Source organism: Psychrobacter sp. 16-MNA-CIBAN-0192, from assembly GCF_040309565.1.
Lineage (GTDB): Bacteria > Pseudomonadota > Gammaproteobacteria > Pseudomonadales > Moraxellaceae > Psychrobacter.
On the sequence record NZ_JBEOOX010000009.1, the window covers coordinates 17,315 to 39,195 of the forward strand.

Below are 21,881 nucleotides of genomic sequence, written 5' to 3' on the forward strand. Positions count from 1 at the left end.
AAGTTATCTAGATAAGCATAAAAAATCTGTCAAGCAGTTTCAGGTTGTCATTAAGCAAGTGTCTATTATGCAAGTGATTCGGTATTAATAAATTCCTCTACAGTGAGTAAAAATCATGTCTCTAAAGCAAAAAGGTACTCTATTGAGTGTTTTGTGCGCAGGTAGCCTGTTAGCTGTATCAATGACGGCATCTGCACAGAACCTATATATGAATGATTTGAAATTAAAATCAGAGCTTGATTGGTTAAATGCCCAAGGTGTCACTCAGCTTAGTACCAGTACGTGGCCATTAACAGCTAACGAGATAGGTCGCGCCCTTGCAGCTGCTAATGTATCGACGACGGCTCAGCAACAGGTGCTGCGGTCAGTGAAAGCTACGATTGAGGCGTCGACTACAGCAGGTGTTGACGCGGCAGTTGGTTTATATGTACAAAGCGATCGCCAGCAGCTACCTCAAACTTTTGCTGATGATCAAATGGCAAAACAACAATTAACAGCAAAGATAGGCTATACCGAACAACAGTGGGAAGCACGGCTACAAGCCAATGTAAAAAATGATGATTTAATAGACGACTCAGATATCAGTTTTGAGGGGTCATACCTTGCTGGTACTGCTGCTAATCAATGGTTAATAGCAGGACAGATTCCTGCTTGGTGGGGTCCTGGTAATGATGGCAGTTTGATACGAGGGGATGCCAGTCGTCCTGTGGTTGGCGTTACTATGCAACGCGATGAGCAAAAAGCACCAACGTCAAAGTATCTTTCTTGGGTAGGACCGTGGCAATATCAATTGTTTGGCGGTCAGTTGGAGGATTATGAAGCAGTGCCTGGAACCAAGCTGTTTGGAATGCGTGCGACTGCTGAGCCGTTCCCTTGGTTAGGAGTGGGTGCATCACGAACATTTATGTGGGGCGGTGAAGGAAGGAAACAGAGCTTCAGTTCATTTTTTGATGCATTAACTGGAATAAGAGATAATCCAATTTTGGGTCAGGAAGACGAAGATCCTGCCAATCAATTGGCAGGTTTTGATGCGCGTGTGAGTCTTGCGTCTTTACTTAATGTACCAGGTAGTATTTATGGCCAGTATGTTGGGGAAGATGAATCAGGTGGTCTGCCTTCTAAAAATATGTATTTAGCAGGTATGGATTATGCTTCTAGCATTTATGATAAGCCGTACCAGCTCTATGCTGAATACGCCGATACTCGTACAGGTGGCAAAGTGCAGGGGCATTCTTATAACCATCTTACTTATAAAGATGGCTATTATCAGCAAGGATATCCTTTAGGGCATGGGTTAGGGGGTGATGCTGAGAGCATTGCTATCGGTGGTAAAATATGGCTCAATAAAAAAGATTTTCTGACCGCGAAGTTACAATATGCTCAATTAAATCAATCTAATAGAACCATAAATCAGAACTTCTTAACATCCGATACTCTAAAAGCGGTCGATGTGATGTGGTCGCATCAACTTAAGCCGCAAGCATTGATGACTACCAGATTGTGGGCAGTAGATTCAAATATAGAATCAGCTGATGTTGGTGCAGCCATAGGCTTAGAGCTAAAATATCGTTAACAGGCTCTTATAAATAACTAACTGCTAAAAAAGCAGGGTTTACCATTCTTGGGTAAATCCTGCTTTTTTTATATGAATGGTAAAGGGAAAAAAGAGAAGTAAAACGTTTAGGAGCCAACAAATAGCTAAACTGTCGCGTTGAATGGCGATAGATCTGGCAAGGGGGGCAGCTCTGCCAACTCACTTAATCCAAACGCATCTAAAAACTGTGCCGTGGTATATAAAAGGGCTGGACGCCCTAACGTTTCTTTATAGCCGTTTTCCATAATCCAACCCTTATCAAAGAGTTGTCGCAAAATATTGCTTGATAGGGTTACGCCGCGTATATATTCAACATCACTACGCGTTACCGGCTGCTTATAAGCGATCACGCTTAACGTTTCTAATAGTGCTTGGCTTAAGCGTTCTTGACGCTGCGGAAAAACACGCTGAATAAAAGGACTGTAATGATCTGCGATTTGTAGTCGATAGCCACTTGCTGTTCCACAAAGACATAACACACCGTCTGTTAGACGTTGCTTTAGTGCTGTCAAAGCAAGCACCAACTCTTGTTCAGTTAAGGACAACTGTTTTTTTAATGTGTTTGCCGTCAGCGGGGACTCTGATGCATGCAGTAATACTTCGATATGTTTGCTTATCTCTGCAGGTAATAGTTGGTTGTCTTTAGGGTTAACCATATCTGCCATTATAATTCGCTCCTATATAACTTTGAGGTTTTATCCCAAGTAGACTATAGCGCTTTTCGGTATTAAGTTAACCATTCTAAGGTTAATTGCTCAAGAGGATCATGCGGTGTAGCAGGATTGACCACATTGACAACCGATATCAATTGACGCTTAAGCAACTCAAGCACGGCGACGAAACTAACCACCACGCCAACTTTACCTTGCGATTTATCAAGAAGCTGATAAAACGTACGTGCACCATCCGTGTTTAACTGTCGACTGATACTAGCAATACGCTCAGACAAAGGCACAATATCTATTTTAATCGTATGCATATGATAATCCATTTGCAGCTGCATACTTATTAAGCTATTAATTAACAACTCTGGTGAATAACTGGGCAGCTCTGCAGCCATAATATCCGCATTGGGTAAACTTACCATTGCCAAAAACACATCACGCTCAAGTCTAACCAATTTGTCCAAGCGCTGGCTTGCCGTCTTAATTTGCGCGTAATCGGTTAAACGTTCAATCAGCTCCGCCTTTGGGTCACGTTCGTCCGCTAACATCTGCGATTTGGGTAACAATAACTCAGTTTTAATAGCAATCAAGGTGGATGCCATCAGTAGGTAGTCGCCCGCCAATTCAAAATGCGCCGTATCGAGCTCGCTAATATAGGCCAAATATTGCTCAGTAATGGGTAATATTTGCATTTGAGTCAAATCCACGTTGTTCTTTTTAACCAAGTAGAGCAAAAAATCCAGTGGTCCAGCAAACTGCTCAAGCCAAATAGCAAAAGCTTGCGGTGGAATATATAAGTCCTCCGGCAATTGCTGTATTGGCGTTTGATAAATACGCAGCGACATATCTTGAGTCTCTGCGTTAGACTCCGGTAATCGCTTATTTTGCATGACAGCAGTCTACTATGCTTATAAAGTTTTATTTCAATTTAGCAAGCGGCCGAATACCAATAGCGCGTCTTGCTTTATCCAACTGTTTGCGACTATGACGACGGGCTTTTTCAGCACCCATTTGTAAAATTTCTTCTAGCTCTTTTGGGTTAGCCATTAGATGCTCATAACGCTCGCGGAATGGCGCAATCTCAGCATTTATTTTTTCAAACAGGGCTTGCTTAGCATCACCCCAGCCGATACCTGCTGCAAACTGTGCACGCATCTCCGCAATCTCAGCAGGGGTCGCAAAGGCTTTATAAATCTCAAAAATAGTAGAGTCGTCTGGATCTTTTGGCTCAGCAGGTAATTGTGAGTTGGTCACAATTTTCATGATGGCTTTATGCATCTGCTTTTCGGCGCTAACTTGTGGATTAGAATCACCAAATAGCGGAATGGTATTGCCATAGCTCTTGCTCATTTTGCGACCATCAAGACCAGTGAGCAGCGGCATATCATCGTCAACTACAGCAGTCGGCATGGTAAATAGCGGCTTGTAACGATGATTGAAAGTACCTGCAATATCACGTGCCATCTCGATGTGCTGGATTTGATCACGGCCAACAGGCACATGAGTGGCGTCAAACATTAGAATGTCAGCCGCCATTAATACGGGATAACCGAATAGCCCCATAGTGATGCCTTGATCAGGATCGACATCAGTTTTTTCATTATTGATATCGACTGACGCTTTATAAGCGTGCGCACGATTCATAAGACCTTTAGCGCACGAGCAATTGAGTATCCACGCCAGCTCTGCAATCTCTGGCACATCCGACTGTCGATAAAAAGTCACACGCTCAGGATCAAGGCCACAAGCCAGCCATGTAGCTGCAATCGCTTTGGTTGACTCATGAATGAGTGCAGGATCATGACATTTAATAATGCCATGATAATCCGCTAAAAAAAAGAACGCTTCATCATCGCTATTGTGAATAGATTGTATAGCAGGTCTTATTGCACCGACATAGTTGCCTAAGTGTGGAATACCTGAAGTGGTAATACCAGTAAGAATACGTTTAACACTATTTAAGGTACTAGAAGAGATGCTTTCGCTCATTAGAAATCCATTAATATTATACAAAGTAATTATAAATTCGGCATTGGACGCCAGATATTGAATATAAAGTATAGCAAATTTGCACAGTCTATTTTTATTATAATGATAGACCCTAAGGTATTAAGCTGACTATTGATAAATATCAGTACGCCCATTAGGTCCATTTTTAAAACGCCTGTGAAACCACATCCATTGGGTCGGATCAATACGAATCAAGCCCTCTAGTACTTCATTAACGCGAGTAGCGTCAGCCACTTCGTTATCACTTGGATAGTTCTCTAGCTCTGGCGTAATGGTCAGATGATAATGGGGGCGTTTGCCACGTGGCAAATTATCTGGCGTCTGCCGATAAGTATGCAGCGCCATTACGGCTGGTGGATGCTCTTTATTACCTAAGGTTGCCAATCGCCGCGTTGCCGTCAGAGTTGCTGCTGGTACGCCAAAGAATGGCGCCATAACGCCTTGTTTTAAACCGTAATCTTGATCCGGTGAATACCAAATCACACGACCCTTTTTAAGAGAGCCAACTAGGCTACGCATATCACGGTTGGAGATTTGTTTGCTCAAAATACTTGTACGTCCGTTATAAATAAACCAATCTAGCAAGTCGTTATTCTGTGGGCGATACATGCCATCCATCGGAAAGAACTGGGTACAGAACATACCGCCAAGATCAAGCATTGTATAATGGGCACCCAATAAGATGACTGCGCGACCGTCATTTTGGGCATTAATGACATGCTGTAACCCTGAGATAGAGACAGTGCGAGTAAAGATATTAGGTCGGAACCAAGCGCATAAAGTTTCAAACACGCCAATGCCCTGATTGACAAACACTTGCTTTGCCATTAGCTCACGTTCAACTTCTGGCTTTTCTGGAAACGCCAGTTTTAGGTTAATTAAGGTATCACGGCGGCGCGAGCCTACGACATTATGAATAAACACACCCAGCTTACGACCGAGCCAAAATTGCCACCGCAGCGGTAAAAAAATCAGCGGTAAAAAAATGGCCAATAATAGCCAGATACCCCAGTATTTAGGCAATAAAAACTGCCATACAAATGGCTTTTTATTAGCAATTTCAGTGAATTTATGGGTTTGGGTCACTGTTGGAGTGCCAACGGGTAACGCAGGTGATTTGGTAGATGACTGTATATTTGGTGGCATCGTGCCTTTTAAAGCAGGTTTACTAGGATCGTATTGTTCGGGCGCTTTCATAAGATCGTTGCTACTAATAAAAAGTTATGATTATGATGAGGCAGTAAGATAGTCTTTGCAAGGAATATTGCCAACTGATATGGCACACTGTTCAACAACTAAGCGGTGCCATTAATGATCTTTGATATACAGGTCATCTTATGACAAAACCAATAAACCCAAAAAAACCTTATAAGCTGTAACCAGCTTATAAGGTTTTGCAAAACTATTCTTATATTTATAATAGTGTTTGTCGCTCTGAGATAAAGACGACGAACGTAAAAATATAAGAGAAAGCTTTGATTAACGTTTCGAGAACTGAGGACGTTTACGTGCTTTACGTAGACCCAATTTCTTACGTTCAACTTGACGTGAGTCACGAGTAACAAAACCAGCTGCTTTTAGTGCAGGTTTGTTGGTTTCATCAAGCTCAATCAATGCACGCGTGATGCCGTGACGGATTGCGCCAGCTTGACCACTAATACCACCACCTTTTACAGTGATGTAAAGGTCATAAGCAGTAGGCGTGTCAAGTAATTCTAAAGGCTGACGAACAACCATGCGTGATGTTTCGCGGCTGAAGTATTCATCAAGTGGCTTGCCGTTAACAACAATGCTACCAGTACCTTTCGCTAAAAAGACACGAGCGGTAGAAGTCTTACGACGACCAGTTCCGTAATTGCGTTCCATAAGTGTATCCTTAGATGTCGAGTTCTTTAGGTTGCTGAGCTTCATGTGGATGATCGGTACCCGCATAAAGTTTTAGCTTCTTGATCATCGCATAGCCAAGAGGACCTTTAGGAAGCATACCCTTAACCGCTTTATGTAGAACATCTTCAGGCTTATGTGCAATCAGCTTAGTGAAGTTGGTTTCTTTAATACCGCCTGGGTAGCCACTGTGACGATAGTATTTTTTATCTTGTGCTTTTTTACCCGTTACTGCGATTTTTTCAGCATTGATGACGACAATGAAGTCACCAGTGTCAACGTGCGGGGTATAGTTGGTCTTATGCTTGCCACGTAAGCGACTAGCAATTTGAGTGGCTAAGCGACCAAGGGTTTTGCCGTCAGCATCGACGACGAACCAGTCATGGGTCACTTCAGCTGGTTTTGCACTAAGTGTTTTCATGATAAAACCTTAAATTTAAAATTCATTGAGAGTTTGTCTGGGAACGGGGCTCTCAAAAAACAGACTGCACATTATAAGCAGTAGCGCCTACGCTTGCAAGCTGCATCGGGGTTTATTTTCGCCTACTGACTATTAAATAATAATGTATAGCAGGTTTTTTTCGTGATTTTTGCGTCTTAAAGGCTTTTATAAGCTATTAAAAATAATAGCCGAACAATTATGACGAGGTTAGCCTGTAAAGTCCAGCGACAACTTGCCCAACTTTAGTTTGTTTTACACAATCAAAAGTTGATAAGCCTTGAGCAGATAACGTGTCCTGCAATAATACAGCCAACTCAGTAAGCGGCTGAGTCAGTTCTTTGTCGGCTTCTAAATAAATGAGCGTATCACTATTGATTAAGGCACGACTAATCAGCGCGGTTAAAATAGGCTGCCAAAGATTTTGGGCATAAGGCGGGTCAATAAAGACGATATTAAATAGTGTGTTTATAGCGAGGTTTTGTGCCAAAACCTGTTCCGCTGCGCCATAAATAATCTCATAGCTATTCGGTTCAAGACGCAGTTGCTTGGCACTTTGGTTAAGCTGCTCAGCTTGAAGTCGATTGGCTTCAATAAAAGTGCAACGTGCCGCACCACGTGACAAAGCTTCAAAGCCCAGTACGCCGCTTCCAGCGCAGCTGTCGAGTACACGCGCATCATGAATGTCCATCAATAACCAGTTAAAAATGGTTTCACGGAGGCGATCGGGCGTCGGGCGTAAACCATCGGCATCAATAAAGCTGACAGTACGACGTTTGTGCTGTCCACCAATTATACGCACTTGACTGAGGGCAGTATTTTTGCCATTTTTGCCTGATTTAGTATGCGACTTAGCATTTGAATTGAAAGAAGCTGATGATTTTTTCATAATATTTATACTATTTTTTAGGCAATTTTTTGAGTGGGACTTGGCTTAGTTTCTGTTTTTTCTTTTAGCTTTTCTTCTTTACGTGCTTTATCTTCTATTGCTTTCTTCTCTAACGCATCTTCTTGATCGCGAATAGCATCATGGTGCGCCTTATCAAGTGCTTTTTGGCGTTTAATAGCTTTTAGTTCGCTATCCGTGGGCGGTAAAATGGGGTCAATATGCCGCTGCATGACCCAATAATCAAATAGCGCGCGACCAATCGGAGCAGCAACCACACTACCACCGCCACCATTTTCTACCAATACAGAGAGAGCAATTTGTGGATTGTCTACTGGAGCAAAGCCATTAAACCAAGCGTGATCCCAATGACGCTTATCGAGAGCGGCTTTATTATAGCTTTTACCTTGAGCAATAGATTTTACCTGTGCCGTTCCTGTCTTACCGGCAATACGATAATCTGAGGTATAGATGCGACGCCCTGTGCCTTGTTTGACGACATTTTCCATCGTTTCTTGCATCCGTGTCCAGTCCTCATCGTCGCCATCATAAGCAAGTTTGCCATCTGGTTTTTTGATAATGGTAACGGGAGCCGCGCCTTTACTGTTCTTTAATAGATGCGGGGTAATTTTATAGCCTTTATTGGCAGTAATGGCAGTGGCTTTGGCAATCTGTAACGGCGTTGCTAGGAAATAACCTTGTCCAATACTGACCGAAATGGTCTCTCCGGGTAGCCAATCAGTGCCATAACTGTCCTTTTTCCATTTAGGCGAGGGCATAAGACCAGCTTTTTCATTGGGTAAGTCGATACCGGTTTTCTCCCCAAAACCAAAGCGCACCATCCAATCATGTAAGCGCTGAATGCCCATCTCATAAGCCAGTTTATAGTAATAAGTATCTACGGACATGACAATGGATTTTGCCATATTAACCGTGCCATGACCGCCTTTTTTCCAGTCACGGAAGCGATGCGAGTTGCCCGGTAAGCTAAAATAACCGGGGTCAAAAATAGTGGTATTCCAAGTGCGCAAACCATAATGCAATCCGCCCATTGCTTCAAAAGGCTTAATAGTCGAGCCAGGCGGATACATACCTTGTAAAGCGCGGTTATATAACGGCTGGTCAAGGTCTTCGCGTAGCTCGCCATAATCTTTAAACGAGATACCGGAGATAAAAGGGTTTGGGTCATAGCTTGGGTTACTGACAAAAGCCAAGACATCGCCCGTTTGTGGATCAATCGCTACAATCGCGCCACGACGTCCGGCAAGCTGTTGCTGGGCAACCATTTGTAAGCCGTAATCTAAACTTAAGGTAATGTCATTACCAGCAATGGGCGCTTTGGTATCTAACTGCCGTAACAGATTGCCGTGCGCATCGGTTTCTACGGCTTTGTGCCCGGGCTGTCCCAGCAAGATATCTTCATAATATTCTTCAATACCAATTTTACCAATAAGATCAGTGCCGCCATAACGCTCTTTATCAATCTCTTTACTTTCTTTATCATTAATACGCCCGACATAGCCAATTACATGAGCAAACAGCTCATCATAAGGATAGGTTCGGGTAAGCTTACTTTCTATCGTTACCCCATGAAAAAACGGCTGGCGCTCGCTAAACTGTGCCAATTGCGCGTCGGTCACATCAATTTTGATGGTCACGGGATCATTTTTTTTGCTTTGCTTTAACCTTGCTAAGATATTAACAATGTCTTCATCAGTTAAGTCAAAAATAGGCGCAAGTAAGCTTAAAGTGCGCTCAGGGTTTGGCGCTTCGTCGGGATTCAGCATGGCGGTAAATACGGGCTGATTGTCTGCCAGTAAAATGCCATTACGGTCGTAAATATAACCACGGCTGGGCGGTGAAGAAATCAGCTTAGTGCGGTTATTATTGGCTTGGGTTTTATACTTGTCATGAGCGACTACTTGCAAGTAGCTATAGCGCAGTATCAACACCCCAAGACCTGCGAAAATAAGCAGCCCAAGTATAATAATGCGATGGGTAAAGATGCGGTCAATCTGGTCATTATCTGGGGAGATCGGTTTATTCATGTAAAGTTGTTACCAAAGCGCATGCTGTATTGAAAATGGCAATCAGTGCGATAAAAAGAGAAGCGAAATTATAACGAGTATGTCTGTAGCAAATACTGTGCTTAATAAACGGTGCGCTCAATAAGCACTTAATAAGTAGTGCGTTGCTAATTATAACAGAACGCGGCTACAACAGAACACAAGCAAAAGTGATAGATACAGCGGGTCAATATAGTCGCTGCTATTAAGCATATATAAAGCCAAATAAATCACCAATAATTACTGGGCTAAAAACCCATTTAAAAGGTTAGACAACAAAGGGCAGATAGTATTGTCATCGTATAGGGTAGTGTGTGCTAATAAATGACAAGTATGCTAAAATCAGACGTTTTTATTAACCGCTGCTGTCATCGTGAATTTTACGTTTTTGCGGCTTTTACAGTAAATAATAATGCTATTGCATAATAACACTCGATAAGTCAGGGGCAAAAAGAGTCATGGTGGCAACTTCGATATGGCAGGCGCTTGCTGAGCATCCAGAGTTTTTTGCCATGCTCACCATTCCGCCAGTGACGGCGTTCGTCACCTGGGTGCATGTATGGATGGCGCTTAAGATGCTGTTTTACCCGATTCAATTTCGCGGTATTCGCATCAAAGGCTTTCCGTTTTTTGGGCTACCGGGTCTTGGCTGGCAAGGTATTGTGCCGCGTAAAGCGGGCAAAATATCAGGCGTCATTGTTGATCAAACGCTCTCGAAGCTTGGCTCGCTTGATGAGTTCTTTCAGGCGATGGAGCCTGAGCAAATGGCGGAATTTATTACCGCTGCGGTCGATGAAAACCTTGAGGCGCTCATTGATGAGATTATGCTCGAGCGTTCAGAGACGCTGTGGGGCAATATTCCGTACGCGCTAAAGCGACGAATCTATGCACAAGCTCATGAAGCCTTGCCGGAGATGATGCAGGCATTGGTGACCGACTTGACTTATCATGTTGAAGATTTGGTGGATATGCGCCAAATGATTATCAATAAGATGGAAAGTGATCGGCGTCTGATGGTCAATATGTTCCTAAGAGTGGGGCAAAAAGAGATTGATTTTATTTGGCATATTAGTGCTTTGATTGGTCTGGTTTTTGGCATCATCCAAATGTTTATCTTTTTAGTGGTGCCACAGCATTGGACAGTGCCATTTTTTGCCGCTGTTTGGGGCTTATTGACCAATTGGATTGCGATTTGGATGGTGTTTAATCCTGTTGAACCACGCTTTATCCGTTATATTAAATTCTTTGAGCGTCGACAATCTTTTCCCTTTATTAAACCGCAACTGCCGCATATTACCCGTTTCCGCTGGCAAGGTGGCTTTATGAAGCGCCAAGAAGAGGTGTCTGAGGTTTTTGCGGAAATAGTAGTAACCGATTTGGTTACGCTTGAAAATATCATGAATGAGATGATGTATGGTGCAAAGGCGGCACAAACACGCGAGCTAATGAAATCGCATCTGTATCAAGTGCTCGAATCACCTGTGGTAAAAACCACGTTGCGTATGAGTTTGGGACGCCGTGAGTTTGGTCAGCTCAAAAATACGATTATTGATAAGTCAATCACGGCAACGATGGTGCCACTGCGCGATCCTGAACTGAACGAGAGCCGCGCTAGCAAGATATTTGGGCTGTTTCGAGATCGTATCCGTGCCTTATCGCCCGATGAGTTTCAAAATCTGTTGCGTCCTGCCTTTCGAGAAGATGAGCTGACACTGATAGTACTCGGCGGTTTGACAGGATTTTTGGCAGGCTGGCTGCATCTCGTTTTGGTGTTTTTTCCAGCTTTACAATAAAGAGTAAGAGCCTCCTCATTTTGCATAAAATTGATATGCAAAGAGCATACAGCAGAGATACATCGCTGCAATAAAATGTCGGTAATGTACGATGCTGTAAATTAAGTAACTTATCGTATTTTTTGGTTATAATATTGATGTGATTTATAGCGCTATTGTCTATATCACTATCAGCCATACACACACTGGGCGCTTGCTTTTTAAGCTGTCCCATTCGCAACTGTAACCGTATTAAGGTAAACAAGGTTAGACCGTATGTTAATCACAGAATTGGGCTATTTTGCCTTGCTTGCCGCCTTTATGTTGGCGATTTTGCAAGTGGTATTACCGACCTTTGGCGTGATGCGTGATCAAGTCGCATTGCAACGTCTGGCACCAAGCTTAGCGTGGGCGCAGTTTGCCGCCATGATTGTCTCATTTGGCGCGCTGATGGCAGGGTTTTATTATAATGATTTTAGCTTGGTTTACGTCGCCCAGCATTCTAATACCTTGTTGCCTTGGTATTATAAGTTATCGGCAACATGGGGCGGACATGAAGGTTCGCTGTTGTTATGGATGACGATAATGGCCACTTGGTGTGCGCTAGTATCATACTTTAGCCGTGGTTTGCCATTGTCGATGCGCGCGCGTGTATTGATTATTTTGGCAGGCGTGCAGCTCATGATGCTGGCTATGTTGATTTTTACCTCATCACCATTTGATCGTACGCTGCCTAATTTGCCTGTTGATGGTGCTGATTTAAATCCTGTATTGCAAGATTTTGGTCTGATTATTCACCCGCCAATGCTGTATATGGGCTATGTAGGTATGGTGGTGCCATTTGCGTTCTGTATGGCTGCATTGTGGGCAGGTCGCTTAGATGCGGCATGGACGCGTTGGTCACGCCCGTGGACGCTGGCGGCATGGGGATTTTTAACCATCGGTATCGGGCTTGGCTCATGGTGGGCATATTATGAGCTTGGCTGGGGCGGTTGGTGGTTCTGGGATCCGGTAGAAAATGCGTCATTATTACCATGGCTTGCCGGTACTGCGTTGCTGCATTCTTTAGCAGTTACTGAAAAGCGTGGTGTTTTTAAAGCATGGACGATCATGCTGGCAATTTTTGGTTTTGCTTTAAGCTTATTAGGTACGTTCTTAGTGCGCTCTGGGGTAATTACCTCAGTGCATTCGTTCGCTGCTGACCCAACCCGTGGTTTAGTAATTTTAGTAATTTTGGGTATTGTTATTGGTGGTGGTTTGTTGATGTTCGCGGTACGCGGTTGGCGCTTGACGGTTGAAAGTCAATATCAGCTGATATCGCGCGAGTCGTTTTTGGTTATTAATAATGCCATTATTCTGATTGCTACACTCGTAGTATTGTTGGGTACGTTATATCCTATTATCGCTGATGCCTTTAGTTTAGGTCAGGTGTCGGTAGGTCCTCCATATTTTAATGCGCTGTTTGTGCCTTTAACATGGCTATTAATGGTGGCTATGGGTATGGGCTCTAATATCCGCTGGAAGCAAGACAAGCGTCCGCTATTAGGCGTAGGTATGGTCATTGCAGTCAGCAGCTTGGTTTTAGCAGCGATTATTGCTTATTTTGTTCATCCATCATCGATGCTCAATATCGGTGTGACGTTAGCCGTTAGCTTTTGGGTATTGTTATGGATGCTTGTTGATTTCAAAGACAAAACCAAAAATGCACCGAATCTCTTCAGCGGCTTGCGTCAATTGCGCCTGAGCTACTGGGGACAGCAAACTGCCCATATTGGCGTGATTATTGCGGTCATTGGTGTGGCATTTACCAGTAGCTTGAGTATCGAGCGTGATGTGGCGCTAGGTGAAGGAGATACGGTTCATGTGCAAGGTTATGACTTTGAAATAAAAGACTTTCATGCAGTGAGAGGCAGTAACTTTGATGGCATGCAAGCGCAAGTGGCAGTGACAAAAGATGGAAAAGCGGTAACGACTTTATATCCTGAAAAACGCACCTATGTGATCAGTGGTATGCCGATGACTGAAGCGGCGATTGATGCCAGTTTGATGCGTGATGTCTATGTGGCATTGGGTGAACCGATTGCTGAAGACAGTAATCAGTGGGCAGTACGTATTTATGTTAAACCGCTGATACGTTGGATTTGGCTCGGTACCATTATTATGGCACTAGGCGGCTTAATCAGTATGTTCGATAAGCGCTATCGCATTAAAAAAGTGCCAGCGGCGCTGCTGACGCCTAATGATGAGCCTATTTTGATCAATGCGGGGGACAAGTAAAATGAACAAACCTGATGCCAACGCAAAGAACAAAAGCAAAATCACGAATAAAAAACAGCTGAAATTTTGGTTTTTGATTCCGCTTATCATTTTTATTGGGCTCATGGTTATTTTGTATATGCGCCTTGGTAAGCCGGTAGAGATTGTGCCCAATACCGCACTTGAGCGCCCAGTACCAGCTTTTGAGCTGCCTTTACTGTCAGATACCAGCCGTACCATGACCAATGATAATTTACCCAAACAGCCATTTTTAATGAATGTTTGGGGGTCTTGGTGCCCAACTTGTATTGTTGAGCATCCATTTTTGATGGAGTTAAAAGAACGTGGTGTAAACATCGTTGGGGTGAATTATAAAGACGAGATTGGCAATGCGCTCAGCTATTTAAACCAGCGCGGCGATCCGTTTTCGGTATCCATTCAGGATTTGTCAGGTCAATTTGCCTTAGATCTGGGCTTAACCGGTGCGCCTGAAACCTTTATCGTGGGCGGTGATGGCATTATTCGCCAGCATATTATCGGTGAAATCAATGAAGACAATTGGCAGAATCGTATTACGCCTTGTTTAATGGTGCTCAATGATGCTAATAAAACTGGTAATAGCCCAGATGTGAAGCAGGTTGCGGAGGCGTGTCAATGAAACGAGTACCATTAATAGCATCAATACTTTTAAGAATCATGGGCTTCATATTGGCTGGTGTATTAAGCACAAGCGCATTTGCAGCCATTGATGTTTATGATTTTGACTCACCGCAACAAGAAGCGCAGTATCGCGGCTTGATTGAAGAGTTTCGTTGCCCAAAATGCCAAAATCAAAACCTTGCAGCATCTGATGCGCCCATTGCACAGGACTTAAAGCAAAAAACTTTTGATATGGTTAAAGACAGACGCAGTGATGCTGAAATACGCGCTTACATGCAGGAGCGTTATGGTGATTTTATCAGCTATAAGCCGCCAGTTCGTCCATCGACATGGGTTTTATGGTTCTTTCCGCCCTTATTATTAATCGTTTTAATCATTGGTTGGTTTTGGCGAGCCAAGCGTCGTCAAGTGCTGGCGCGTGGAGACAATACTGTCAGCGTTGACCCTGCTCATGCTGCATTAACGCCTGCAGAACAAGCTGAGCTTGATCGCCTATTATCGCGCGCCAAGAATGTCGATCATGACATCACAAGCCCTAAGGACAAAAAATGACCATTTTTTCTACTCTCGGCTTATTTATTGCCTTAAGTGCTGTCATTGCTCTCGTATTGGCAGTTATCGTTATCACGCCATGGCTGCGTGCATCGCGCTTACAACAAAACCCTGTTGATAATCAGTTATTAGATATTAACGTAGCGGTTTTTCGTGAACGTCTTGCCGAACTAAAAACAGACAACGAAAATGGCACGATTGATGACAGTCATTATCAAAACCAAAAGCTTGAGCTTGAGCGCCAATTATTAGATGCTCAGCGCCAAGTTGCGCCAATGATTGCGCCTAATGTTAAAAGCCGTCTTATTGTGGCGATTTGGGTGCCTATATTGGCAGCCATGGCATATCTCATGATAGGCAATCGCACGCCTGTATTTGAATTATGGCAAGCAGAAGATAAAGTTGGACAAGTTGCCGATGATTTACTAACTGGTAAAATAGACCAGCCGCCAGCATGGGCAATTGAAGACAGCCAACAATTGATAACAGCGATGCAGACCAATGTCCATCGCCATGCTGATGACCCTGATCGTTGGATGCGCTTATCAGAACTGTTTTTATCATTAGAAGCGACTGATTATGCGATAGAAGCCTTGTCGCGCGCTTACCGCTTATCGCCTGATAACGAAGAAATCGCCACAACTTACGCGCAAATCAGCTTTTTTGCCAATGAAGGTCAGCTCGATGCCAATAGCCGCCGCGTGTTGCAAGGTGTATTAGAAAAGAATCCAGAGCATGAAGGCGCGCAAATGCTGATGGCAATGGGTGAGGCGCGTGGCAGTAACTTTGAGCAAGCACAAGGCTGGATTAAGCGCTTACGCAATAGTATTTCTGCTAAGCCTGGCGATCATTCAAAGGCGCTAGCAAGTTTAGATGAGCTAAGTGCCAATGTAAGCACTCAGGCCGCTCAAGCCGCGCAAGGAATTGACGTCACCGTTACAATCGACGGTAGTTTATTGCCGCTGGTTAAAGGTGATGATGTGTTATTCGTTGCCATTCGTGATGTGAAAGGTGGTCCACCATTTGCAGCCAAACGCTTACCAATTAGTATTATAAAGCAAGGACAGGCTACCATTAGCCTAAGTGATTTGGATGCTATGATGCCTGAGCGTACTTTGAAATCAGCACGCGCTGACAAAACCCAGCTTGCTGTCGTTGCTCGTATCAGTCATAGCGGCAATGCCATTGCGGAATCGGGTGATTTATCGGGTAATCCTGTAGTGATTAGTGCTGAGCAAAACCAAGTAAAGGTTAACATTAATCAACAAGTACCTTAGTTGAATATCTTAATACTAGTCTAATTTTATTAGTGCGCTAGCCATAGGCTTGCGCGCTGATATCTGTCTAATAATTGTTTCTGATCAGCTAAATCAGCAGAATTTTGCTCATCACGCTTAAAAATACTTGAGGTTTTTAAAACCACAAGGTAAGGTAAGCGCTGCAAAAAAACCACTATTAAGATTTATTAACCCAACATTTATTCTACCCATTGAGGAGAGTCGTCTGATGATGCGCATTATTTTGCTAGGTCCACCCGGTGCCGGAAAAGGTACTCAAGCCCAGTTTATTTCTAAAGAGTTTGATATTCCCCAGATTTCGACAGGCGATATGCTGCGTGCTGCGATAAAAGAAGGTACAGAGCTAGGTAAAAAAGCACAAGGTATCATGAATGCGGGTGGTCTGGTTTCTGACGATTTAATCATCAACTTAGTAAAAGAGCGTATCGCAAAACCTGATTGTGTTAATGGCTGTATCTTTGATGGCTTTCCGCGCACTATTCCGCAAGCCCAAGCCCTTGCTGATGCTGATGTGGCAATCAACCATGTAGTCGAAATCAGTGTGCCAGATGATGAAATCGTTAAGCGCTTGTCTGGTCGTCGCCAGCACGCTGGCTCAGGTCGTGTGTATCATGTCGATCATAATCCACCTAAAGTTGAAGGCATTGATGACGTTACCGGTGAAGCTTTGATTCAACGTGAAGACGATCAAGAAGCTACGATTCGTGAGCGTCTAGCGACTTATCATCAGCAAACAGAAGCATTGGTTGGTTTTTATCAAGATAAAGCCACTGAGGGCGAAAATGCGCCTGCTTATAATAAATTTGATGGTACGCAAGGTATCGATGATGTGAAGCAACAAGTATTAACCACGCTAAAAGGTTAATCGTTACTTTCATTCAGTCATTTTCAGCTAATAAAAAACCCTGCTCATAATAAGTAGGATTTTTTATTAGCTGAAAGTAATAGAAAACATCTTAAATAATCAGATACTTACTCAAATAGCTGCTAAAAACTTAAGCGTTACCTTCAGCATCGATTTGAGCTTGCTGCTGGCTTTGGGCATAAGCTTGATCAAAGTTAACTGGCGCTAACAATAACTGCGGGAAGCTACCACGAGTAACGATGTCGCTAATCACTTCGCGCGCGTAAGGGAACAATACGTTAGGGCAATATGCGCCTAAAATTTGTCCGATTTGGTCTTCTGGAATGTCTTTTAGTAAGAAAATACCGGCTTGATGAACTTCAGCAATAAATGCCGCTTCTCCAGCATTTTTAGCATTAACATTAACCGTTAACACCACTTGATAATGCTCATCGTCAAGTTTATCAGCATTGCTAGATAAGTTGATATCTAATTCAGGGTTCCACTCTTTAGTGAATACTTCTGCGCCCGGAACTTCAAGTGACATATCTTTTACGTAAATACGTTCTAGTGCCAATTGTGGTTGTGCTTGTTCGTCAGCCATGATAAATCCTCAAATATAAAAAAATGTTGTTGTCGTTATGGTCATTATAAAAACAGTCAGAATAAAGTTCTCTGAATATTTTAGGTAATCAAAAGCGCAGATTAACCGGCTAGTAACTCATCCAGTTTACCTTGTTGATTTAACTGATTTAGCTCATCGAAACCGCCAACGAAGGTATCGTCCACAAAGATTTGCGGTACAGTACGATAGTTATTGGTTTTTTGCATCAAGGCACGGCGCTCATCCATGCTCATATCATGCATGCCAATTTCTTCGTAAGTCACGCCTTTTGATGCTAAAAGTTGCTTAGCGTTGGTGCAATAAGGGCAAATAGGAGTGGTATAAACTTTCACAGAAACAGTCATTGTAAATCCTTAATTTCTAAGTGTATCGAGCTGTAGATGAACTAGCAAACGGTGTAATAAAAAGCATTGTGCTAAAAATTACCAAAGCCGGTCGCTATGTATTGCTAGTAGACATATATTGATAATTATTCTATGTAGCGCGCTATAGCTCTATATGAAGATAATACGATATTTTATTATGCTCATTATAAAGTGGGGATAAGGTGACTAAATTCAAGCGTCAATTATTAAAGTTTTACAAAGTCGCTCATAAAAAGTCACTTGTAAAAAAGTCCCATTGTGAAAAAGACACGGCATAATGGCGTGTCTTTTTATATACTCTCTTATACAACAGGAGCAATATAAGGCTTAAATCAATTTACTTGAGCAAATTTGGTTTAGATTTGCCTTTATTTTTAGCCGGTACGTCTTTGATACCAACCAATGGCATGCCTGCTGCTTGCCATCCACCAACACCGCCATCTAGACGATACACACTGTCTTTACCAATCATTTGAATAGCTGCGCCTGCTTGTATGCCCATATCACAGATGATAATAACAGGGGCTTCAATAGCGCGTATCTCTTCTATACGATCTTTAAGGTCAGTAAAAGGAATATTACGACTGCCTTGGATATAACCGGTGGTAAATTTCTTTTTGGCACGAATGTCAATCAATTGCGCGTTTTGCGAGTTGACCATCATAGCAAGCGTATTAGGCGACACTTTTTTGCCACTACGTTTGTTTTCAATAGCAAAAAACATGACGGCAAGTACGGCTAAAATACCAAACAAAAACGGGTGGTGACCCACAAATTCAAACGCACGATCCAAAACATACCTCCAAAAAATAAGTGTTCTATCAGGCTGCGGATACAGCTTAAGTCAGGGAACAAGGCGCTATTATACCGATTTGACTATTCATAGTAAACGAGCGATAACGTGACTGCTATTTTGCTACTTTTGCATTTAAGAGTGACTTGTATTCAGCTTTTCTTATCGTCACTCATAACCGCTAATACGGTTTGGTATCGGCTTCTTCTCGCAAGGTCACTAAATTTTCAACGCGGCGCTGGAGTACGTCGCCATCGGCAACTGCTTGCCACAACGCGCAGCCTTTACTATTATGCGTATGCCGACAATCACGGAACTGACAGTCACCAGATAAGGGTGCAAGCTCGACAAAGCCTGAGATAATATCATCGGGTGTCAGATGCCAAATGCCATATTCACGAATACCGGGCGTATCAACAATACCACCTTGGGTCAGGTCATCTGGATTAAACGGCAATAAGCGGCTAGTCGTGGTGGTATGTTGCCCAAGCTTTGAGTTATCAGAGATGATATTAACGCTTTGCGCGGAGTCGGGCAATAGGGCATTGATTAAGCTGCTTTTGCCGACACCAGATTGACCGGCAAAGATGACCAATTTGTTATCAATAAACTGTTTTAAATCGCCAAGTCCTTGCTGATCATTGCTATCTGCAATATTTTCTGGACAATCAACCGAAGTTAGCACACTTTCATAACCCAGTGCGGCATATTGCGCCAACAGCTCATTAGTATCGACCCCGTTTTCTTCCGCTAATAAATCCGCTTTATTCAGCACCAGCAGCGGCTTGACACCGGCATGATGGCAGACGACTAAATAGCGGTCAATCAAAGTAGGGGCAGCAGCAGGCAGTGGCGCAAATACAATAGCAAGAATATCGACATTAGCTGCAACTGGCTTAAGCTTATGGTAGCGATCGGGACGCGAAACAAGAGACGTGCGCGGTTTTACTGACTCAATGCGTCCAAATCCAGTATTAGAATCGGCATTCCAACGCACTTGGTCGCCAGCGGCTAGCATCGGCAGGTTAGTGCGTACATGACAACGCCAAATGTCGCCAAGCGCTAATTCCTGCCAAAACGGCTCAGGATCATCAGGAGCGATTTCTGGTTGCTTAGGAATAAAATCAGGCAGGCTGGTCACTTGCACCTCTAATTGCTTACCATAGTGCGCCATGACCACGCCATCCATCAAGCTGTCATCAATGCTGGTTTGACTCTCCAGCTGTTGTTTATCGATGCGACGAATCTGCTGTTTGGTCAGTTTGCGTTGCCGAATTAATGCCATGGGTAAAACCTATTATAAAAATATTGCTCAGTGTAGCGTGAAAATTTGCTAACATACAGCCTTAAGCGACTGCATGAGACTGTGATTTTGTAACGTTTTACGCACCATAAGCAGCCATAACGGTCGCGTTCCCCTTTGTATATTATTTAAGATATTGTTATAGAGCTGATTATTAGCAGCTGCAAACTTTATTGACCATTTTTATTGACCATAGGATACTGTATGAGTACTGGCGACCATCCCAATAAGATTAGAATCAAAAATCAAGGTAAAAAAGGGCTGGTATGGATAGATTTAGAAATGACCGGACTTGATACTTTAAATGATGAGATTATCGAGATTGCAACTGTCGTGACCGATGAAGATTTAAATGTCTTAGCAGAAGGACCTGTTTTTGCGATCAAGGTATCGGATCAAAAGTTAAATGGTATGGACGACTGGAATACCAAGCAACATGGACAGTCAGGACTGATTGATCGTGTGCGCCGTAGTACGGTGACTTTGGCGGAAGCGGAAGCAGAAACTATTAAGTTTCTCGATAAATGGGTCGATTGTGGCAAGTCGCCAATGTGCGGCAATTCTATCTGCCAAGACCGCCGTTTCATGGCACGCCAAATGCCAGAATTAGAAAGGTTCTTTCATTATCGCAACCTTGATGTGTCCTCTATCAAAGAGCTGTGCTATCGCTGGCGTCCGGATATCCTTAAAAACTTTGAAAAGAATGGCAGCCATTTAGCTCTAGATGATATTCGCGATTCTATTCGCGAGCTGAAACATTATCGTCAGCACTTTTTTAATTTGCTACCTTAATAAGTTATTGTTAATTACGATAAGAAAAAAGGGTCTGTTAATTATTTAACAGACCCTTTTTTTAAACTGTTTTTACTGATATAAAATTATACTATGTCCAAAAAAATTATCGTTGTAAAAAATTAAATTCAAATAAATCAAACTCGGCATTGTCGTCATGATTGTTTTTATAGGTGTTATTGCTACTACCATTACTATTATTTGAATTGATAGCTACTGTAACGACGCCGATAACTGCACTAACTTTAGGCTGGCGCGTGTCTGCATCAAGCAGTCGCCAATCACCAAGCACATAGCGGGTCTTGCCGTCAGAGCTGTAATGAATCTCAGGACGATGCGTATGTCCATGTAGCAGCGCATCAAAACTATAGATGGCTCGATTAACCGCAGTGTCATTGACATCCATGATATAAGCGGCTTTTTTGGTATTATTTTGCTGGCTTTTTTGACGCATGTTATCTGCGATTTCTAAGCGTTTTTCCAGTGATTTATTCAGCAAATACCAATGCGTCAAACGATTGCGCATTACTTTACGAAAAAACTGATATTTTTTATCATCAGTACATAGCGCATCGCCATGCTCTAGTCGATATTTTTGTTGACCAACTGGCAACGTATAAGGCTCAAAAATTAACTCACCGCCGAATAAATGACAAAAATCTTGACCCAATAAAAAATCGCGATTGCCGTGCATTACTAAAATATTGCAGCCAGTAGACTGAAGTTGTTTTAGCTTAATAATGAGTGGTGTTAACCAATGTGTTGGTTGCTCATCTGCCGATAAGCTTAAATAAGCATCATCACCTAACCATACTTCAAACCAGTCGCCTAAAATGAATAAGCATTTGAGCGCAGGCAGAGCAAGGCAGTCATCAAGCAATGCCAAAAAAGCCTGCACTAAGGCAGGCTCTTCAGGGGATAAATGCAAATCACTTATCAATATTTGCCGTACGTCATGAGGACGGGTGGTAATAAGATGATTAAACGTCTGCATTTATCTTAATCCTAATAAATTTTTAAAATCATATTTTAAAAAGTCAGCGTCTTAAAAAAACGTAAATTACTGAGTATCAATTA

The 21,881-nt window shown here is 42.8% G+C and carries 21 protein-coding genes; 8 read left to right on the top strand and 13 right to left on the bottom strand.

Translation table 11 applies throughout. From position 1 onward, the window contains the following. The first annotated feature begins 115 nt into the window (after window positions 1–115). Window positions 116–1,573 carry a capsule assembly Wzi family protein gene (locus AAEY78_RS08495; protein ID WP_502943722.1) on the top strand — a complete coding sequence of 486 codons (1,458 nt, stop codon included), beginning with the start codon at window positions 116–118 and terminating at the stop codon, window positions 1,571–1,573. Between the two features lie 125 nt (window positions 1,574–1,698). On the opposite strand, the gene scpB is transcribed toward AAEY78_RS08495, so the two are convergent. The 8 genes from scpB to mrdA all read right to left on the bottom strand — a co-directional run bounded on the left by scpB (window position 1,699) and on the right by mrdA (window position 9,526). Continuing rightward, window positions 1,699–2,259 (bottom strand): SMC-Scp complex subunit ScpB, encoded by a 561-nt coding sequence (scpB, locus tag AAEY78_RS08500; protein WP_352338924.1) that lies wholly within the window; start codon window positions 2,257–2,259, stop codon window positions 1,699–1,701. 62 nt (window positions 2,260–2,321) lie between these two features. Next, the gene (locus AAEY78_RS08505; RefSeq protein ID WP_352338925.1) at window positions 2,322–3,149 is read right to left on the bottom strand and encodes a segregation and condensation protein A; all 828 of its coding nucleotides are present in this window, start codon (window positions 3,147–3,149) and stop codon (window positions 2,322–2,324) included. Between the two features lie 28 nt (window positions 3,150–3,177). After that, on the bottom strand, window positions 3,178–4,248 hold the full coding sequence (gene trpS, locus AAEY78_RS08510; RefSeq protein WP_352338926.1) for a tryptophan--tRNA ligase: 1,071 nt from the start codon (window positions 4,246–4,248) through the stop codon (window positions 3,178–3,180). Between the two features lie 129 nt (window positions 4,249–4,377). After that, window positions 4,378–5,466 (bottom strand): LpxL/LpxP family acyltransferase, encoded by a 1,089-nt coding sequence (locus AAEY78_RS08515; protein ID WP_352338927.1) that lies wholly within the window; start codon window positions 5,464–5,466, stop codon window positions 4,378–4,380. A gap of 282 nt (window positions 5,467–5,748) precedes the next feature. Next, a complete protein-coding gene (gene rpsI, locus AAEY78_RS08520) occupies window positions 5,749–6,135 on the bottom strand; it encodes a 30S ribosomal protein S9 (protein WP_182406801.1) in 387 nt (128 codons plus the stop codon). 10 nt (window positions 6,136–6,145) lie between these two features. Further along, window positions 6,146–6,574, bottom strand: a complete 429-nt coding sequence (gene rplM, locus AAEY78_RS08525; protein ID WP_062533540.1) for a 50S ribosomal protein L13 — start codon at window positions 6,572–6,574, stop codon at window positions 6,146–6,148. Window positions 6,575–6,791: 217 nt separating this feature from the next. Next, on the bottom strand, window positions 6,792–7,481 hold the full coding sequence (gene rsmD, locus AAEY78_RS08530; protein ID WP_352338928.1) for a 16S rRNA (guanine(966)-N(2))-methyltransferase RsmD: 690 nt from the start codon (window positions 7,479–7,481) through the stop codon (window positions 6,792–6,794). A 17-nt stretch (window positions 7,482–7,498) separates the two neighbouring features. Beyond that, a complete protein-coding gene (mrdA, locus tag AAEY78_RS08535) occupies window positions 7,499–9,526 on the bottom strand; it encodes a penicillin-binding protein 2 (RefSeq protein WP_352338929.1) in 2,028 nt (675 codons plus the stop codon). 476 nt (window positions 9,527–10,002) lie between these two features. Here mrdA and AAEY78_RS08540 point away from each other — a divergent pair, with 476 nt between their 5' ends. The 6 genes from AAEY78_RS08540 (at window position 10,003) to adk (ending at window position 16,947) form a co-directional block, all read left to right on the top strand. Beyond that, window positions 10,003–11,337 carry a DUF445 domain-containing protein gene (locus tag AAEY78_RS08540; protein WP_352338930.1) on the top strand — a complete coding sequence of 445 codons (1,335 nt, stop codon included), beginning with the start codon at window positions 10,003–10,005 and terminating at the stop codon, window positions 11,335–11,337. Between the two features lie 255 nt (window positions 11,338–11,592). Continuing rightward, window positions 11,593–13,593: a heme lyase CcmF/NrfE family subunit gene (locus AAEY78_RS08545; protein ID WP_352338931.1), complete on the top strand. Its 2,001-nt coding sequence runs from the start codon at window positions 11,593–11,595 to the stop codon at window positions 13,591–13,593. Window position 13,594: 1 nt separating this feature from the next. After that, a complete protein-coding gene (locus AAEY78_RS08550; RefSeq protein ID WP_352338932.1) occupies window positions 13,595–14,230 on the top strand; it encodes a DsbE family thiol:disulfide interchange protein in 636 nt (211 codons plus the stop codon). Next, window positions 14,227–14,784, top strand: a complete 558-nt coding sequence (locus tag AAEY78_RS08555) for a cytochrome c-type biogenesis protein (protein ID WP_352338933.1) — start codon at window positions 14,227–14,229, stop codon at window positions 14,782–14,784. Before AAEY78_RS08550 ends, AAEY78_RS08555 begins: the two co-directional genes overlap by 4 nt. After that, entirely contained in the window at window positions 14,781–16,061 is a 1,281-nt protein-coding gene (gene ccmI / locus AAEY78_RS08560; protein ID WP_352338934.1) for a c-type cytochrome biogenesis protein CcmI, read from the top strand. Before AAEY78_RS08555 ends, ccmI begins: the two co-directional genes overlap by 4 nt. A 232-nt stretch (window positions 16,062–16,293) precedes the next feature. Beyond that, on the top strand, window positions 16,294–16,947 hold the full coding sequence (gene adk, locus AAEY78_RS08565; protein WP_352338985.1) for an adenylate kinase: 654 nt from the start codon (window positions 16,294–16,296) through the stop codon (window positions 16,945–16,947). A 130-nt stretch (window positions 16,948–17,077) separates the two neighbouring features. Here the strand turns inward: adk and secB are convergent, their stop codons facing one another. The 4 genes from secB to rsgA all read right to left on the bottom strand — a co-directional run bounded on the left by secB (window position 17,078) and on the right by rsgA (window position 19,994). Beyond that, window positions 17,078–17,530 carry a protein-export chaperone SecB gene (gene secB / locus AAEY78_RS08570; protein WP_352338935.1) on the bottom strand — a complete coding sequence of 151 codons (453 nt, stop codon included), beginning with the start codon at window positions 17,528–17,530 and terminating at the stop codon, window positions 17,078–17,080. Between the two features lie 101 nt (window positions 17,531–17,631). Further along, window positions 17,632–17,895 carry a glutaredoxin 3 gene (gene grxC / locus AAEY78_RS08575; protein ID WP_352338936.1) on the bottom strand — a complete coding sequence of 88 codons (264 nt, stop codon included), beginning with the start codon at window positions 17,893–17,895 and terminating at the stop codon, window positions 17,632–17,634. 358 nt (window positions 17,896–18,253) lie between these two features. Further along, on the bottom strand, window positions 18,254–18,709 hold the full coding sequence (locus AAEY78_RS08580) for a rhodanese-like domain-containing protein (RefSeq protein WP_182406791.1): 456 nt from the start codon (window positions 18,707–18,709) through the stop codon (window positions 18,254–18,256). A 181-nt stretch (window positions 18,710–18,890) separates the two neighbouring features. After that, on the bottom strand, window positions 18,891–19,994 hold the full coding sequence (gene rsgA / locus AAEY78_RS08585; protein WP_352338937.1) for a ribosome small subunit-dependent GTPase A: 1,104 nt from the start codon (window positions 19,992–19,994) through the stop codon (window positions 18,891–18,893). A 222-nt stretch (window positions 19,995–20,216) separates the two neighbouring features. Here rsgA and orn point away from each other — a divergent pair, with 222 nt between their 5' ends. Further along, window positions 20,217–20,804 carry an oligoribonuclease gene (gene orn, locus AAEY78_RS08590; protein WP_352338938.1) on the top strand — a complete coding sequence of 196 codons (588 nt, stop codon included), beginning with the start codon at window positions 20,217–20,219 and terminating at the stop codon, window positions 20,802–20,804. Window positions 20,805–20,910: 106 nt separating this feature from the next. On the opposite strand, the gene AAEY78_RS08595 is transcribed toward orn, so the two are convergent. Then, the gene (locus tag AAEY78_RS08595; RefSeq protein WP_352338939.1) at window positions 20,911–21,798 is read right to left on the bottom strand and encodes a UDP-2,3-diacylglucosamine diphosphatase; all 888 of its coding nucleotides are present in this window, start codon (window positions 21,796–21,798) and stop codon (window positions 20,911–20,913) included. Window positions 21,799–21,881 lie beyond the last annotated feature (83 nt).

Excerpts from the sequence above, each read along its gene's own strand:
- adk (WP_352338985.1), top strand. The coding sequence starts at position 16,294 with ATGCGCATTATTTTGCTAGGTCCACCCGGTGCCGGAAAAGGTACTCAA.
- grxC (WP_352338936.1), bottom strand. The coding sequence starts at position 17,895 with ATGACTGTTTCTGTGAAAGTTTATACCACTCCTATTTGCCCTTATTGC.
- rplM (WP_062533540.1), bottom strand. The coding sequence starts at position 6,574 with ATGAAAACACTTAGTGCAAAACCAGCTGAAGTGACCCATGACTGGTTC.
- AAEY78_RS08540 (WP_352338930.1), top strand. The coding sequence starts at position 10,003 with ATGGTGGCAACTTCGATATGGCAGGCGCTTGCTGAGCATCCAGAGTTT.
- orn (WP_352338938.1), top strand. The coding sequence starts at position 20,217 with ATGAGTACTGGCGACCATCCCAATAAGATTAGAATCAAAAATCAAGGT.
- AAEY78_RS08555 (WP_352338933.1), top strand. The coding sequence starts at position 14,227 with ATGAAACGAGTACCATTAATAGCATCAATACTTTTAAGAATCATGGGC.
- secB (WP_352338935.1), bottom strand. The coding sequence starts at position 17,530 with ATGGCTGACGAACAAGCACAACCACAATTGGCACTAGAACGTATTTAC.
- AAEY78_RS08550 (WP_352338932.1), top strand. The coding sequence starts at position 13,595 with ATGAACAAACCTGATGCCAACGCAAAGAACAAAAGCAAAATCACGAAT.
- ccmI (WP_352338934.1), top strand. The coding sequence starts at position 14,781 with ATGACCATTTTTTCTACTCTCGGCTTATTTATTGCCTTAAGTGCTGTC.
- AAEY78_RS08495 (WP_502943722.1), top strand. The coding sequence starts at position 116 with ATGTCTCTAAAGCAAAAAGGTACTCTATTGAGTGTTTTGTGCGCAGGT.
- AAEY78_RS08545 (WP_352338931.1), top strand. The coding sequence starts at position 11,593 with ATGTTAATCACAGAATTGGGCTATTTTGCCTTGCTTGCCGCCTTTATG.
- AAEY78_RS08595 (WP_352338939.1), bottom strand. The coding sequence starts at position 21,798 with ATGCAGACGTTTAATCATCTTATTACCACCCGTCCTCATGACGTACGG.
- scpB (WP_352338924.1), bottom strand. The coding sequence starts at position 2,259 with ATGGCAGATATGGTTAACCCTAAAGACAACCAACTATTACCTGCAGAG.
- trpS (WP_352338926.1), bottom strand. The coding sequence starts at position 4,248 with ATGAGCGAAAGCATCTCTTCTAGTACCTTAAATAGTGTTAAACGTATT.
- AAEY78_RS08515 (WP_352338927.1), bottom strand. The coding sequence starts at position 5,466 with ATGAAAGCGCCCGAACAATACGATCCTAGTAAACCTGCTTTAAAAGGC.
- AAEY78_RS08505 (WP_352338925.1), bottom strand. The coding sequence starts at position 3,149 with ATGCAAAATAAGCGATTACCGGAGTCTAACGCAGAGACTCAAGATATG.
- rsmD (WP_352338928.1), bottom strand. The coding sequence starts at position 7,481 with ATGAAAAAATCATCAGCTTCTTTCAATTCAAATGCTAAGTCGCATACT.
- mrdA (WP_352338929.1), bottom strand. The coding sequence starts at position 9,526 with ATGAATAAACCGATCTCCCCAGATAATGACCAGATTGACCGCATCTTT.
- rsgA (WP_352338937.1), bottom strand. The coding sequence starts at position 19,994 with ATGGCATTAATTCGGCAACGCAAACTGACCAAACAGCAGATTCGTCGC.
- rpsI (WP_182406801.1), bottom strand. The coding sequence starts at position 6,135 with ATGGAACGCAATTACGGAACTGGTCGTCGTAAGACTTCTACCGCTCGT.